11 protein-coding genes are annotated in these 15,327 nt (G+C 56.7%); 3 read left to right on the forward strand and 8 right to left on the reverse strand.

Annotated elements, in window-relative coordinates; translation table 11 throughout:
* Positions 1 to 37: 37 nt before the first annotated feature.
* The 7 genes from HY298_15410 to HY298_15440 form a co-directional block, all read right to left on the reverse strand.
* The gene (locus HY298_15410; GenBank protein ID MBI3851644.1) at positions 38 to 3,256 is read right to left on the reverse strand and encodes a hypothetical protein; all 3,219 of its coding nucleotides are present in this window, start codon (positions 3,254 to 3,256) and stop codon (positions 38 to 40) included.
* Positions 3,257 to 3,270: 14 nt separating this feature from the next.
* Entirely contained in the window at positions 3,271 to 5,922 is a 2,652-nt protein-coding gene (locus HY298_15415) for a hypothetical protein (GenBank protein ID MBI3851645.1), read from the reverse strand.
* A 104-nt stretch (positions 5,923 to 6,026) separates the two neighbouring features.
* Positions 6,027 to 6,428 carry a type II toxin-antitoxin system VapC family toxin gene (locus HY298_15420; GenBank protein ID MBI3851646.1) on the reverse strand — a complete coding sequence of 134 codons (402 nt, stop codon included), beginning with the start codon at positions 6,426 to 6,428 and terminating at the stop codon, positions 6,027 to 6,029.
* The gene (locus tag HY298_15425) at positions 6,425 to 6,679 is read right to left on the reverse strand and encodes a hypothetical protein (GenBank protein ID MBI3851647.1); all 255 of its coding nucleotides are present in this window, start codon (positions 6,677 to 6,679) and stop codon (positions 6,425 to 6,427) included. Before HY298_15425 ends, HY298_15420 begins: the two co-directional genes overlap by 4 nt.
* 72 nt (positions 6,680 to 6,751) lie before the next feature.
* Positions 6,752 to 9,301, reverse strand: a complete 2,550-nt coding sequence (locus tag HY298_15430; GenBank protein ID MBI3851648.1) for a DUF1553 domain-containing protein — start codon at positions 9,299 to 9,301, stop codon at positions 6,752 to 6,754.
* 21 nt (positions 9,302 to 9,322) lie between these two features.
* Positions 9,323 to 10,654 carry a DUF1501 domain-containing protein gene (locus tag HY298_15435; protein ID MBI3851649.1) on the reverse strand — a complete coding sequence of 444 codons (1,332 nt, stop codon included), beginning with the start codon at positions 10,652 to 10,654 and terminating at the stop codon, positions 9,323 to 9,325.
* A 96-nt stretch (positions 10,655 to 10,750) separates the two neighbouring features.
* Positions 10,751 to 12,088 (reverse strand): DUF1501 domain-containing protein, encoded by a 1,338-nt coding sequence (locus tag HY298_15440; GenBank protein ID MBI3851650.1) that lies wholly within the window; start codon positions 12,086 to 12,088, stop codon positions 10,751 to 10,753.
* A 217-nt stretch (positions 12,089 to 12,305) separates the two neighbouring features.
* Between HY298_15440 and HY298_15445 the strand changes: the two genes are divergently transcribed.
* The 3 genes from HY298_15445 (at position 12,306) to HY298_15455 (ending at position 15,151) form a co-directional block, all read left to right on the forward strand.
* A complete protein-coding gene (locus tag HY298_15445; GenBank protein MBI3851651.1) occupies positions 12,306 to 12,674 on the forward strand; it encodes a hypothetical protein in 369 nt (122 codons plus the stop codon).
* 93 nt (positions 12,675 to 12,767) lie between these two features.
* On the forward strand, positions 12,768 to 13,160 hold the full coding sequence (locus HY298_15450; GenBank protein ID MBI3851652.1) for a hypothetical protein: 393 nt from the start codon (positions 12,768 to 12,770) through the stop codon (positions 13,158 to 13,160).
* 1,730 nt (positions 13,161 to 14,890) lie between these two features.
* The gene (locus HY298_15455; protein MBI3851653.1) at positions 14,891 to 15,151 is read left to right on the forward strand and encodes a hypothetical protein; all 261 of its coding nucleotides are present in this window, start codon (positions 14,891 to 14,893) and stop codon (positions 15,149 to 15,151) included.
* On the opposite strand, the gene HY298_15460 is transcribed toward HY298_15455, so the two are convergent.
* Positions 15,119 to 15,325, reverse strand: coding sequence for a hypothetical protein (locus HY298_15460; GenBank protein MBI3851654.1), 207 nt, complete (start codon positions 15,323 to 15,325; stop codon positions 15,119 to 15,121). The genes HY298_15455 and HY298_15460 overlap by 33 nt on opposite strands.
* Between the last annotated feature and the right edge of the window lie 2 nt (positions 15,326 to 15,327).

Below are 15,327 nucleotides of genomic sequence, written 5' to 3' on the forward strand. Positions count from 1 at the left end.
GGATTTGGGAAATCAAGTTAACCGCCGAGACAAAGCGCTACTTGGCTCCGGGTGGAGCAAATGTGGCCATGACTTCCGCATTGGTGCCATTCCAAACACGCAGAACACTGTCATCACCACCGGCGATGACGATTTTGCCGTCCGGCGTGATCGAAGCCGAGTTCATGAAATTGGTACCGCCTTCGTAAGAACGGATTTTCTCGCCGGTGTCAGTCACCGTTCGAATCTGGTCGTCGCCGGAAGTAGCCAGGGTTTGGTCCGTAATTCCAATGAAACTGATGGAGGTCACTTCCTTGCTGAAACCTTCAATGGTTTTCCTGCGCTCACCGGTCACAAAATCCCACACTTTGATCACGTTGTCGGCGCCGGCACTGGCCAACGTTCGCCCGTCCCGTTTCCAACTGACGCCGAGCACGTGATGGGTGTGCCCTTCAAATGTCTTCACAACTTTCCCGCTGCTTAGATCCAGGACCTTGGCAAATTTATCAGCGGCGCCGGAGGCCAGATATTTTCCGTCAGCGGAAAAATCCAGGCTGAACACCGCATCACTGTGAACGTTGGTGAACGATTGCATCAGCTTGCCGTCAGCAACCTGCCAGATTTTAATGTCACCGCCGCGAGTCGGTTCGCCGCCGCCCGTCGCCAATCGTTTGCCATCGGGACTGAATCGGACCGCGTTGACCCGGTCACTGATGGGCGATGAGGCGTCGCCGGTGCCGATGGTTCGTTCGAGAGTCCAGCCGGCATTCAAATCCCAGATCGCCGCGCTGCGGTCCGCCGCACCGGACGCCAACGTTGCATTGCCGGCAAAAGCGACGGCAAAGACCGGACCTTTGTGCCCTTTGAAGGTTTCAATGGCGGCGCCGGTTTCGGCGTTCCACGTATGAACTGCCTGATCATCCCCTGCCGTCGCCAAGAGGAGATTGTCAGGCGAGAAGGTAATCATGCGAATCGGTTTTTCGGAATCGGCAGAAGTTTTTTTAGCGGATTGAAGTTCAGTGTCTGATTGTTTTTGGAACTCTTCGGCTGATTGAATTGCGGCCTTGGCCGCGGTCACTGCTTCCTCTGTCTTGTAGGCGGCTTTGGTCGCAAGTTGAAGCTCGTGCTCGGCATTGGATTTTGGCAACTCGGCTTTTTTCAACTCCGCTTCGGCGTCTGCCAGGGCTTTGGTGGCGGCGTTGAATTTGTCATTCACCGGTTTGAATTTCTCCTTCACTTCCGCAGGAAGCTTGTCGAGGACGGCCTTGGCCTCGGCGGCCGCTTTCGCCTTCGCGTCGGCTTCGGCAACCAGTTTGTCAACGACTGCTTTTTCCGGCGACGGCTTTTCCTTGGCGGCCTTGACTTCGGCAGCAGCCTGAGTCGACGCTTTTTCGGCGGCTTCGTGAGCTTCAGTGGCTTTCTTGACCTCGGAAAATTCAGCGAGCGCCTTTTCAGCGGTGGCTTTGGCTTCGGTGGCATTCACGACGTTTGTCTTTTTCTCACCGTAGGTTTTTTCCGCCGCGGCGAGAGTTTCGGTGGCTTTCTTCACCCGATCGAGTTGAGCGTTTTGGTTGTTCGTCGCGGTTTGAAAAGCCGTTTTCCGATAAGTCACTTCATTGTTAGCGAAGGCCAGTTCTCGCTCTTTCGCCGCCTGGAATTCCTGAGCGTAACGGTCACCTTTCAATTCGGAGACTTCCTTGCCTGTCATCGCATCCCAAAGTTTGGCGACATTGTTCAGTCCGGCGGAAGCGAATCGTTTCCCATCGTTGCGCACGGCCACGGACGCCACCGGGCCGCCATGTTTCATCTGCCGGATCAACTGGCCATCCTCGATGTTCCACTGCCGGATGGTGCCATCGCCGCTGCCGGAAATAACTTGCGCGCCATTCGGCGGAAGCGCGGCCAGCGACGTGACCGGCCCTTCGTGACCTTTGATTTCCTTGAGCGCCGCGAGTTCCCTTTTGGCCACATCCACATACCAGACACGGATGAGATAATCCGCGCCGCCTGAGGCGATTTGCCGGCCGTCAGCAATCCAAGTCACGGTGTTTACTTCCGTCGCAGTTTGGGTCTGGCAAAGAACCTTGCCTTTGCCGAGGTCCCAAACCCGGATGGTTTTATCCGCCGAACCGGAAACGAGCTTGCCGCTGTCGGGCGAAAAACTCAGTCCATTCACCGCGCGCTTGTGACCTGAAAGTTTCCTGACGGATTTGCCCGTGGCCGGATTCCACAACCTGATGCTGCCGTCGTCGCCGCCAGTCGCCAGCCATTTCCCATCGGGGCTGACTGCCACCGCGAGAACCGCTTGGCGGGCGATTGAGGAAAGATTGAACTTCTGAACGTCCTTCGGACGTCGCCAGAGTTTGACCTCGCGATAGCCGCCGGAGGCAAGCACATTGCCATCAGGATTGAACGCGAGCGAATGCACCAGGTCGCGATGAGCCACGCCAAACTGCTTCTTCTCCCTCTCCCCTTCCGCAGGGGAGAGGGCCGGGGTGAGGGGTTTCTTTTTGTAGGCTGCACTGCGGCCCGCTGCTTCCGATCCGGTTTTGAGCAGTTGCGGGTCGGTCAATCGGGTGACCAGTTGCTTCGAGGGAAGGTGATAAATGAAAATCTGATTGGCGCGCGCGCAAGCGGCGAACTGCCCATCCGAAGTCAACGCCACCGCGTAGATCGGATTCAATCCCTCCGGCAACGGCTGCCAGACGATCGGACCGGTGCCGTGGACCTCGCCCTTCGCGCCTTGATCGATCCAAAGCTTGATGAGTCCCAATTCTTCGGGCGTCAGGTCGGATGCTTCGACTTTGTTGTTTTTGGGCGGCATCATGGGTTTCACCTGGTGCGATGCGATCTTCAACAGCAAGCTGTCGCCGCTACGTTTGGGCACAACGACCTTTCCCGATTCGCCTCCCTTGAGGATGTCTTGCGGCGTTTCGAGAATCAGTTCGGCCTTGGTCGTGGTTTTGTTGTGGCAGGCCAGACAGTTGTTCTTGAGGATCGGCAGAATTTCCTTCTCAAAATCAACGGGCGTCTTCCGAGCGATTTTGGCGATGGGTATCGGCTTCCGTTGAACATCGGCAGGCGGAGTGTCTTCGGAAAGCAGAAGGGATGGACAAAGGAACAGTCCAAGGATCGCGAGGACGGAGAAATGTTTTCCAATTCGTGTCCTGAGCGTAAAGTAGCCGCCGACGTAAGGAGGCGGAAGGAACCTCGCTGTTTTCCAGACAGGACTCCGCCTCCTTACGTCGGCGGCTAAGGCTTTTCTCGACTTTGTCATTGGTCCAGGGAGAATCATTTGGCGGCGGGTGTCGTCGGCGTGGGAGTAATTTTCAAATTGATGGGCGCCGAGTAAACGGTGACGGTCACATCGCGGGGTTCGGCCGTCTTGGCCGTTTCCTTCGCGCGCGTCGCGGCCAGCTCTTTACTCTTTTCGGCGTCTTTGAGTTTGGCGGGCGCTTCGGCCTCGGCCTTCTCAGCAGCGATTTGGGCCTCGGCATCCGCCTTGGCCTTGGCTTGAGCTTCCGTCGCCGCTTTTTCGGCAACAACCTTCGTTTCAAGCGCGGCCTTGGATTTTGATTCAGCTTCTTCGGCGGCTTTTGCGGCGGCCTCTTTCGCAGCGAGCAATTCCGTATCGTCGGGTTTCTGTTCAAGCGCGGCTTTTGCGGCGGCCAGTTTTTCAGCGGCCGTTTTTGCCAGGGCTTCAGCTTCGCCTGAGGCTTTGGCAGGTCCGGCGACTGCTTCGGATGCTGCTTTGGCTTTGGCGGCGGAGTCGGCTGCGGTTTTGATGGCGGCCTGCTTGACTTCCGGCGCCGACTTGATTGCCGCGGTCAGATCAGCGATCAACTTTTCAATTTGCTTGAGGGCCTCCTCCGCGGCTTTGGCGGCTTCGGGATTGTTGCGGTATTTGCCCGGCGTCTGGGTCTGAAGATGGAAACTATGTGTGCCCGGCGGAATTTTGTATTGATTGAGGTCAAGCTCGATGGTCGCGTTGGTGGCTTTACCATTGACTTCAATTTCTTTCAGCTTGTCGAGCGCCGGGATGCCGGCGGCTTTGAGTTTCAGAGTCGCGTTAAAGTCAGCACGACGAATGACCTTGAGCGGAATTGTTAATTTCCCCGCCTCCGACGTTTCCCAGAGCTTGTTCTCGCCCGCTTCGATCGAGATGGGCGCGGCTTCAACTCCGCTCACCGCCAACACAAAATCCCGGGTCAAACGTGATTGAATGGCGTCGATGTTGTAGTCGGTCACCGTCCAGTTCACCGTGGCGCCGCGCGCTTCACGCAACACTTCGGCGTCCCCGGTTTTGGCTTTGCCGACTAGTTTGATCGGGCCAACCCAGCCGGCGGCATTCTCAGTCGCCGTCAACATGAGCATCCCGGAGCTTTTGTCCTTTTCGATCTTCGCTTCGTTAGCAGTGACGCCGGCCTGGAGACCTTCAACTTTGAGTTCAATGTCGCCGTTGAAATTGTCGCGCCGAAACGCCATCACTTTGATCGGCATGGTTTCACCGCGGCGCAACAGGGGGGTCCACAGCAAAGCTTCCTTCGCGTCTTTGTTCGGCGAAGGTGGCGCTTGCGGGACGACCAAAAGACGAAAGTCGGGCGCTTCCTTGCGAATCGAGAGGCGATACACCAGACGCGGGTCAGGTTGAAAACGGTTGAAGAGGTCGCGGACTTCCAGCCGATAGGTGCCGTTTTCCTCAGCCTCGAAACGACCGGAAGGATCGCGCGTCGCTGTTTTGTATTCCGCGCCGCCGATGTTGGAGTCGGTATCGTAAAGCTCTTTTACGTCGGAAACCTGCTCCTCGCCTTTGTCGTTTTTCGAAACGCGCTGGATGAGCGCGAACGGATCGGTCGGCAATCCCAAGCGCTGTGAAAAAACTTCCACCCAGTAAACATCGCCTTTCTTCGCGTCGAACGTGACCCAGTCCCGGTCGCCTTGCGGGTACAACTGACCGACAACTTCGCACGGTGGAGAAATGCTTTGCGCCTGCGCGGGCTGATCGTTTGGCTGTTGTTCGGTCGCGACCGTCGCCGTGGCAAAACTGATCAACACGGGATTCGAAACTCCGTGCGGCGCGCTCAAGCGGTATTCAAAGGCGTCGAGCGTGGCGTCGGACGGCTTCAGCGCGCAACTGAGATGTCGCGGGGCCACCGGGTCACGCGGCAGTTCGATTTCGACTTCGAGTTGCTCCAGCGGTTTTCCGTCAATGGACAAATCCTTGGCCGGAGTGCCACCCGGCAAATTACGCCCGTAAAGGACATACTTGCCTTTCGTGCCGGCCAATCCCGAAGGCGGGAAAATGAAGTCAATATGCGGCGCGGTGCCGACCGCGAGCCGATAAAAATATTCTCCGCCGCCGCGAAAAATGAAGTCGTGAACCTTGAGCACGTACTCGCCGTCGGCTGTCGGCGTAAAATCCAGCAGGCCCCCCTTACGATTGCGTTCGAGTTCCTTGCCGGCGGAGTCATACAAAAGCAGCGCGGGATCCACCCGCGAATCGATTTCCCTGGCGTTGCACTCGATCAGAATTCGCTGACCTTTCCTCGCGGTGAACTTGAAGTAATCGAAAGCGTTCGCTTCGGAATGGCCGTTGACGATTGTACCCAACGGAATTGTCGTGGCGCTGGCAACTGTGGTGTTCGTGGTTGGCGCAATGCTTTCGGGTAAATCGCCGACGACAAATGCACGCGGATTTGAGATTCCAAATCGCCCAACCACGCGCGCTTCATAAACTCCAGGCGGCACGTTGGTGGCGATGCTGACGAGAAATTTGTTTGCTTCCGGCAATGCGTTGGTTTCCCCGACTTTTTGTTTCGCGGTGATGCCGGTGTGCGAAAAATGAAGCTGGTTGGCTTCGTCTAGATCGGCGCCGGTCAGGCTGATTTCAAACTGGCTGCCGACTTTTCCGCCCGGCGGAAAGACCGTGAGCAGGCGGGCCACGGGGAGTTGGGCAAGAAACGGTTGGACTAGGACAGTAAGCCATAGAAATGCGAACAGGCACACCCGTATCGCACGTTGGCGGGAATTGTGCACAGCAACCATCTTCATGCCCATAGCCTGAAACCGACGCGTTCAAAATGAGCATCAAAGGTAAATGCTCGGTGAACATTTTCTTTGCGCATTAGAACAAACGAAATGCAATCGGTGAAGCTTACCTCCTGATCCGCATATTTTTCAAACAATTCCAGAGCCTCCAGTTCTTCCACCATGCCTGGCCGGAAAATCTGGAACAATTCGGACGAGTAGATGATTCGCGCTTTTGCCGCAGCAAAACGATAGCTGCTGCGACGAGCCAGTAAGGTAGCGGTTTCGTCCAGAATAAAATTGCTGGTAATACAGTGTTCTCCTCTGCGCCGCACCTTCTCCCATAAGTCGAGCGCTGCTTGATGATACTGGTCGCCGATCAGGTAACGCCCAAGCAGGGCGCCTGTATCAACGAAAATCATGCCTCATCTCCGTAAAGGTATTTGTCGTGCTTAAGCGATGTATCTCTTGGCACCTTGCCGTTAAAGAAGGTCGTATCGGCAAAAAAAGGATCATCTTTGCGGGGGTCTCTGACTTTTTTAAAAGACTTTGCAGAACGTATATTCTGGTCCGCCAGTTCGATGATTTTGGTTACCAGCTTTTCAACCTTGCGGGCAGTCGTTGGCCGCCACTTCTTCAGCTTTCGTTCGAGTTGTTGTGCAATCGCGGTCATGACTGAAAAACCATAGTTGCAGGGAATACTCGTGTCAATTCAAGCCTGCTTGGCCAACGAAAATGTTTCAGCTTAATGATTGAACAAAAACTCCTTGGTGTTAATCAAGGCCCAGATGATGTCCTCGTAACCTTGCTGTTTGCCCAGCTTCGGATCGGCTTTCGCGTCCTTGTCCTTCGGCTGCTTGCCGAGGTAATTCAGGGCCAGTTGGATTTCCTTTGCCTCCGGCGCGCGCGAATAAACCGTGTAATACAGCTCCCGGATTTTTTTCTCGTCGTCCTGTTGGGCGTCGCCCACCAACAACGCCGCGCAGCCATTGGGATTGGTCAGCTTGTCCTGCACATCCTTGGAGTTCAGCAGGTGCAGGCTTTGCGCGAGGCTGGCGTCCTGCGAGCGCTCACATTCGCACGAGCTTGAAGATTCGGGCCGGCCGAACACCGCCAGAAAATAGGAACTGGAATTGAAACTGTTGTCGGGCAGTTGCACGGCCCGCGTGCCCGCCGGCAAGCCTGCAAATTTGCTGTCCGACTTCGTCACTTCATCAACGGCATCCAACAACACTTCGGCGGTCAATCGCTTGGGATAGTAACGCGAAAAGTATTGTTTATCGACGGCATTGAATTTGTTGGGCAGCGAACTGAGTTGATAAACTTGCGAGCGGCAAATGGTGCGCACGAGATTCTTCAGGTCGAAGCGGCTCTCGATGAAATTCCTGGCCAGCGCGTCGAGCAGTTCGGGATTGGTGGCCGGGTTGGTTTCGCGCATGTCGTCTTCCGGATCCACCAGCCCGCGACTGAAGAAGTGTTTCCAATATCGGTTCACCAGCGCCTTGGCAAAAAACGGATTTTCCTTGCTCGACATCCAATCGGCCAAAGCCTGGCGCGCGTCATCATCCGGTGAGAGTTTCACTGGAGCACTGCCCAAGCCCGCCGGGGGCACGGGTTGCTTGGTTTTTTTGTTCGTGGCCGTGGGCATGGTGCGCTTGGCGTAGATGATTTCCTCGCCCGGCTGGGCGCCGGCTTTCCGATCGACCTGGGAAAAGAAAGCGGCGAAGCTGTAATAATCCTGCTGACTCCATTTTTCGAACGGATGATGGTGACATTGCGCGCATTGGAGTCTCATGCCGAGGAAAAGTTGCGCGGTATCTTCGAGTTGCGCGTTGGGGTCCTTGACCTGGCGATACCAGGCCACTGGCGGGTTCTGGCTGATGTCGCCGGACGCCGCCACGATTTCGCGCGCAAACTGGTCGTAAGGTTTATTGGCCAGCAAACTGTCGCGAATCCAATCGTAAAACGCATACGTGCCGCGCGTGTGCGTTGGCGCGCCGCGCTTGTTGCGCAACAGCGCGCTCCATTTGTTGGCGAAGTAATCCGCGTAATCCGTGCTGTCGAGCAGGGTATCGATCCACTTCTCCCGTTTGGCCGGGTCAGCATCCGCCAGGAATATTTTGGTTTCCTTCACCGTGGGCAATCGGCCTGCGATATCAATGCACGTCCGGCGAAAGAAGGTTGAATCATCGCAAATCTCCGAAGGCGGCATGCCCACCGTTTTCAGTTTCTTGAAGACCAGTTCGTCGATGAAGTTTTTCGCGACGGGCAGATTCTCGACCGGAGCGCCGAGTGGAACAGTGGCGCGGAAGACGGCGACCTTCGCCTGATAGCGGATCATGACCGCCACGTCGCCGGGTTGCTCAAAGACTTTGACCCGGCCGGTGCCATCGGTCTTGGCCAGGTCTTTGTCGTTCGGTTCAAACAGCGCGCTGCGCGTCACGTCCTCCGTCGCGCCATCGGTGTAATGAGCCACGACGACCAGTTGCTGCTCGCCTGCCAACGGCATCGTGCGCTCCTTTGGAAACACTTCGATCCTGGCCACTGTTGGATCAGTGGGTTTGCCATAGGGCATTCCCTGCGCGATCCAGCGCAGCAGCAGTTTGTAATCATCGGAATCGACGTCCAGCCGTTTGCCGCCGCCGTGTGGCAATGTGGCCGTGGCTTTCATCAACAACAGACTGCGATCAGGCGCCGCTGGAAATACTCGGCGACCACGGGCCTCCTTGGTCAAATGTTCGTAATCCTCCGACGGTTCGAAACCGAGCAGCGAAAGTTTGAAGCCGTTCTGACCGCTCGATTTGCCGTGACAACCGCCGGAATTGCAACCGGCCTTGGTGAAAATCGGTACGATCTGGTTCGGGAAATTGATCCGGGGAACATCTTTGAACTGCTCTACGTTGACAGACAGTGTGGCCGTCAAACCGTCCGGACTTTTTGCCGTGATCGTGGTGGTGCCATCGGCAAGCGGCGTCACGCGGCCACTCTTGCTCACTTGAATCACGCCCGCCGGCGAAGTCTCGTAGCTGACGTCGCGGGTGTAATCGCGTAGCCCGCCCGAACTGAATTTTGCCGTAACGAGCAATTGTTGCCGCGCGTCGGCGCCTCGCAAACGAAGCACCTGATTTGTTTCCGCCCCGGCGACCGGTTGTGCGACCAGTTCCAAAGCGGTTACTTCGCCGGGTGACTTCGAGTCGGTCGTCTCCTTGGCCAGCGCAATGGAGCTGGAGGTGCAAACTCCGATCAACACGAGGATCGATGCGGCTCTCCCGATTGCGTTTGTTCGATTCAGCATGATTGCTCTTGAGAAAATGGTTTAGATTAATTCCTTCATCGGCTGATGCCCGTCCACAAGGTACTGCGGGCGACCGGCCAGATCAGGCAGGGTGACCTTGTTCACGTCGATGTCCATGTTGTGGTAGAGCGTCGCAAAGACTTCCTGGAAATGTACCGGGCGATCATGGGCTTCGCCGCCCAGACGGTCGGTCGAACCAATGACTTGTCCGGTCTTCATCCCGCCACAGGCCAGCAACGCGCACGAGACATTGGGCCAGTGGTCGCGTCCGGCATCTTTGTTGATCGTCGGCGTCCGACCGAACTCGCCCCAGACGATCACGGAGACATCCTTGTCCAATCCGCGCTGGTGCAGGTCTTCCACCAGAGCAGTGACGCCCTCGTCGAGCATTGGCAGGCAGGTGCGGGCATTTTGGAAATTGCTGCCGTGATAATCCCAGAATCCGAACGCGCAAGTCACCACGCGCGCGCCGGCCTCCACCAGCCGCCGCGCCATCAAAAACTGCTGATTGTAAAGCGGCGCGGCGTCACCATGCGGTTTCGGATCGCCCTTGCCGTAGCGTTCGATGGTGCGTTTGTCTTCGCCTTTCAAATCCAGCGCCTCGACCATTTTGCTCGAAGTCAACATGCCGAACGCCTGTTGGTTGAACGCGTCGAGGCCAGCCATCAACCCGCTTGAATCGACATCTCGGCGAAAGTTATCGAAACTGTTCAGCAACGTCTTTCGGTCTTCCAACCGGTCCAGCGTGATGCCATTGAGCGTCATGTCGGTTTTCCCGTCGCCTTCCGGGTGAAAAGAATGATGGGCAACGCCGAGGAAGCCGGAAGAAGCCGCGTTGTAGGGGTGATGTTGCATCTTCGGCTCCAAACCAATGTACGCCGGCACCGCCGGGTCATTCGCGCCCTGTAGTTTCGAGACCACCGAACCAAACGACGGCCAGCCGCCGGGCGGTTGGTTGCGGGAAATGTGCCCGGTCATGCAATGAAAATCCGTGTGCTCATCGATCATGCCGACGATGGAGCGGATGGGCACGAGCTTGTCCATCATCGCCGCCATGCGCGGCAGGTGCTCGCAAATCTGGATGCCGGGAACGTTCGTCTTGATCGGTTTGAATTCGCCGCGAATTTCCGATGGCGCATCCAGCTTGAGATCGAACATGTCCTGATGCGGTGGACCGCCCGGCAGATAAATCATGATGACTGCCTTGTGCGATTTGCGGACGCCCGACTGCGCCTCCGCCTGGAGCAACTGCGGCAGCGCCAGCCCGCCCAATCCCAACGCGCCGACCTTCAGGAAATTCCGCCGGGAAATCCCGTCGCAGAAGCGGTGCTGTTGGCCGTAGATCGTCAGCATGAGGAAAATTTCAAATGACGAATGCCGAATGTAGAATAAATTTGGTTCGTCATTTCGGCGTTCATTTCAAATTGCAAATTCGACATTCGGAATTTGCTAAATCAGTTCTGGCATCGGCTGGCAGCCGCTCTCGACCAGATATTGCGGACGGCCTGAGAGATCCGGGATGGTAACTTTGCTGACATCGATGCCGAGGTTGTGATACAGCGTGGCGAAGACATCGCCGAATTGCACGGGCCGCTCCGTGGCTTCGCCGCCCAATCGGTCCGTCGCGCCGATGACCTGTCCCGTCTTCATGCCGCCTCCCGCCAGCACTGCGCACGAAACTCTGGGCCAGTGATCGCGCCCGGCGTCTTTATTGATCGTCGGCGTGCGACCGAACTCGCCCCAGACAACCACCGAAACATCCTTGTCCAATCCACGCTGGTGCAAATCTTCGACCAGCGCGCTGAGTCCTTGATCGAACAGCGGCAGGTCCTGTCGCAACGCGCCAAAGTTGTCGCCGTGATGGTCCCAGCGGCTGAACGCCAGTGTCACGCAGCGCGCTCCCGCTTCGACGAGCCGGCGTGCGATGAGAAAATGCTCCATCAATTTTGGTCCGCCATCGTCGCGGTTCTTCGGATCGCCTTTGCCGTAAAGTTGCACGACCTTCTTGTCTTCCTTTTGCAGATCGAGCGCTTCGAGAAGTTTGCTGGAGGTCAACAGCCCGAACGCCTGTTCGTTGAAAGCATCGAGTCCTTCCATCAAGCCGCTGGCATCGACATCGCGGCGAAAACCATCAAAGCGGGCCAGCAAGTTCTTGCGGTCCGCGAGGCGGTCGAGCGTGACTCCGTTGAGGACCATGTCGGCTTTGCCCGCGCCTTCGGGCTTGAAGGGCGCATGAGCGATGCCGAGAAAACCGGGTTTGCCGGGATCGGCCCATTCCATGTGACCCATCTTCGGCGCGAGACCAATGAACGCCGGCACCGCCTTGTCAACCGGCCCTTGAAGTTTGGATACGACCGACCCGAGCGACGGCCAGCCGCCCGGAGGTTGGGGCGAGGTGAGGTGGCCCGTCATGCATTGGAACGCATCATGATTGTCCCGCGCGCCGACAATCGACCGTATGACCGTCAGCTTGTCCATGATGCCGGCGATGCGCGGCATGTGCTCGCAAATCTGGATGCCAGGGACTTTGGTCTTGATCGGCTTGAACTCGCCGCGAATTTCCGACGGCGCGTCCTGCTTGAGATCGAACATGTCCTGGTGCGACGGCCCGCCCGGCAGGAAGATCATAATGACGGCCTTGTGCGATTTGCGGATGCCGGATTGCGCCTCGGCGCGCAGCAATTGCGGCAACGTCAAACCGCCCAGCCCCAGCGCGCCGATCTTCAGAAAATTCCTGCGCGAAATGCCGTCGCAAAACCGCGATTTATTACCGTAGATCGTCAACATAACGCTGCTTCAAATCTCCCCGCCAAGGGTTCAAATCTCATAGACGGGTGCACTGTAAAGAGTGTTCCTTTCCGGGCGTTTCTTGTCAAGCGTGGAGACAAAGGAGGATTGAGCCTGTCAAACTGTTGTTTACAGATTAGAGAGGCAGTTATAGGGTGCGAAGTGTGAAGAGAATCAGGCCGCGCCGTGCGGTCGAATAATAAACGTTGGGGCGCATATGAAGTCCATCGCATTACTTTCGAGCCTGTTCATGTTGGTCGGTTTGGCATGGGGGCAAGTCTATTTCTCGAACAACGTTACCAGAGCGGAAGCCGTCCGAGTCGCATCGCATCTCAAGATTGGTATGTGGGAGGAAGATGCCGCGAAGTTACTTGCGACGAACGGACTGAAGCACGCAATCGGTGTTGGCGCGAAAACGGGATGGAATCGCGATTACGGTCTGTCGGACGGCTGCAGTCTTGTGCTGGACTACAGAGCACGCGACCTTAGACCGAATGGCTGGGGTGGGAACGGCGCTCTCCAGAAAGCATTCATACGAAGCAATGGGGTGACGATTGTTTCCATCACCCTTACGAATGCGCCCTAACGAGAGCGTTGAAGCGCCGCACCGCTCGCCACGTAGGACGCGACTATTACAGTTGCTGGGCGTTTACGGCGGCGGTCTTGTTGTTAGATAACTATGCACCAGCTTCCATTTGGAGCCTCCATCTCAGATACTGTGCTTGCAGAACTCAAAAGAGCTGCGGTGCATGGTCGTGACCAAACACCGGAAATGCTTCCAGAGATACGATTGGTTGAGGTCTGTGGGGATGCGATGGCTGGTTTGAGGCCGACATCGGAGGGACGGTTAAGCTTTCGTACCGAGCCAGTGAATCGCCTGGCTGCATATTCCGCACGTCCTGCGGCCACGAAATGGGAGTGGGCTATTCTTCTGTTCGAGCGCAAATATGCGCACAGCGTATTTGTCATCGGAGAATTCGAGTTCGAGATCGGCGAGGAAGCACAAACCGCTCTCAAGGGCAAGGTGCTCGACTTGGTTGACAACAAGATCATCGCGATTCTATCCACATGACATCATCTAAAAAGAGCGCCCCAGCGCCGCCCCGCTGGGCAGTCGGAGGGTTAGCTGTGGTTCGTGGGCGACGCTTGCAGCCGGAGCGGGTTCCCAGCGGCAGTCGCTTCGTTTGAGAATCCCAACGGGATTCCAGCACTCAGCCCAAGGTTGCGAGGAACGAGCTACCTTGGGTCCACATCCAAAGAATAATCCAACCCCAACGGGGGTTGCATCACTCGCGTCCGGTGACGGATGAAACCCCGTTGGGGTTTTCCTTTTCTGCGGTCAACCCAGGGTAGCTCGTTCCTCGCAACCCTGGGCTGAAGGACGAAATCCCTTTGGGATTTTCTCCGCGCCTTAACGTCTTGGCGCGGATTCCCCAAACCTTTCGCACATCTTAGGGCACCCTTCGCACGGCAACCGGCGCGGGCCAGGGCTTATGCCAGAGTTTCTGCGTTGACCCGGCTGGGACTTGCGGCCAAATTGGGAGCCAGTGATTCGAAAACAGAAAACCAAGCCTTGTCCCCGGGAGCAGGCCCAACGCCGGGTAGGCAAAAAATCTTCTGCTCAATCTAAAGGTTAGCCGGCATCGCGCCGTTTGTATGGCTCAAGTTTGCGGAGATTCATCATTCGATTTCTTGTGGAATCGCCAGCACGACGTTGCTCTCGGAGTGCTGCGAAAGGCGGCAGATTCGTGGACGATCGATGGCGTTGCCGCGGTTTCCTTGGATGCCGTTATCGCGGCGTTATTGCGTATCTACCTGTCCGAGTGGCCCGATTTTGGCGGAATAATTCAGGAGACGCGAGACCTTGAGTCGTGGCTTCAGCTAGTGACAACCGCGCACCAAGAGATGCTGACTCTTCGTCCGAGCGCCGACCCCGCAGTCCTTGGTCGCCTTGATGCCGAGTTGTCGTTTGCCGCCAAGCAGTGGGCTCTCGGAGACCCCGAATCGCCTCCGACGGCACATACCATCAATGCTATCGAGCATATTCTGTTTTCCAGCAAGTTGACTCGCCGCCCTCCAAGTCCCAAGATGCCGACGAGCCTGTTGCACCATGAATCACCATCGTCCGTCGGCTAACCAGAGCGCTCGCTGCAAATGAAGGCATCGCATTTGAACAGATTATCGCGGAGAATCATCAAGTGCGTTCTCGCCGCAGCCATTTCTATCCTCTTGTCGGGTTGTATGACGGCTAGCCAACAGTCCGACTGGCAATGGAAACAGTACAACCCGGAATACCGGGATCCGTTTCCTAAGAATCCAAATCCGTTTGGGCCGGGGATATTCTAACTGGCATCGAACTCAATATGCACTTGCTACGCCCAATCCTCCTTGCGTCAATTGTCGGACTTTGCGCAACGAGCTGTCTGCACGTGACGCCACTTGTGACCAGCGATACCGACAGGACTGGCTGGGTGAAGGTGACAACTGTTGCAGCAGTTGGGGTCGCCAAGATGAAGCGGGTTATGAATCAAGAGGGCATCCCTGCTTGGTTTGACGCCAGCGGTTACCCGTATTATCCGGTTACAGTTCCACCAGAGTACCGAGACCGGGCCGCACAGATTCTTACAAAGAAAGGATATCGTGTTGTTTTTGAATGAGCCGGCTAACAAGAGCGATCCAGCGCCTACGAGGGTTGTCAAGAGTCGAGAACGCTGAGCGACGCGGGCAGCACGCCGGAAGCGTTTACCAAATCTCTCGATTTGTGACGTCATTGCCAGATGTGACCAAACACCAACTTCAATCATGCGCATCTTGATCGCGACGGTGACAGCGGGCGCCGGGCATTTGCAGGCGGCGGCCGCGTTGGAGGAAGCGTGGCGCGCGTTGCGCCCGCACGACACTTTGGAGCGCGGTGATCTGCTCGAATTCGTTTCGCGGCTGCATCGACAAAGCGCGTCGAACAATTCTCCTTCTCCTGGGGGAGAAGGTCGGGATGAGGGCGGACGTTTCCTCAACTTGATGGGGTTGTCCTTACTTCTGTTTGGGCGGTTCTTCGCGCAGTGAGTATGCGGTTTCCTTTTCGCGGGGCGCAGGAGAGACGAACTTCACGCCGCGCGCGGCGGCTTCGCGCTCGCGCTCGCGGACGTAATCGAAAAGGCGCTTCAAGTCGTAACCGGTCTCGCGCGCGAGGTCGTCGCGCGTCTGGCGGATTTCAGTCAGGATTGTATTTGTTTTCATGG

The organism is Verrucomicrobiota bacterium (assembly GCA_016200005.1).
In the GTDB taxonomy this organism is placed as follows: Bacteria; Verrucomicrobiota; Verrucomicrobiia; order Limisphaerales; family PALSA-1396; genus PALSA-1396.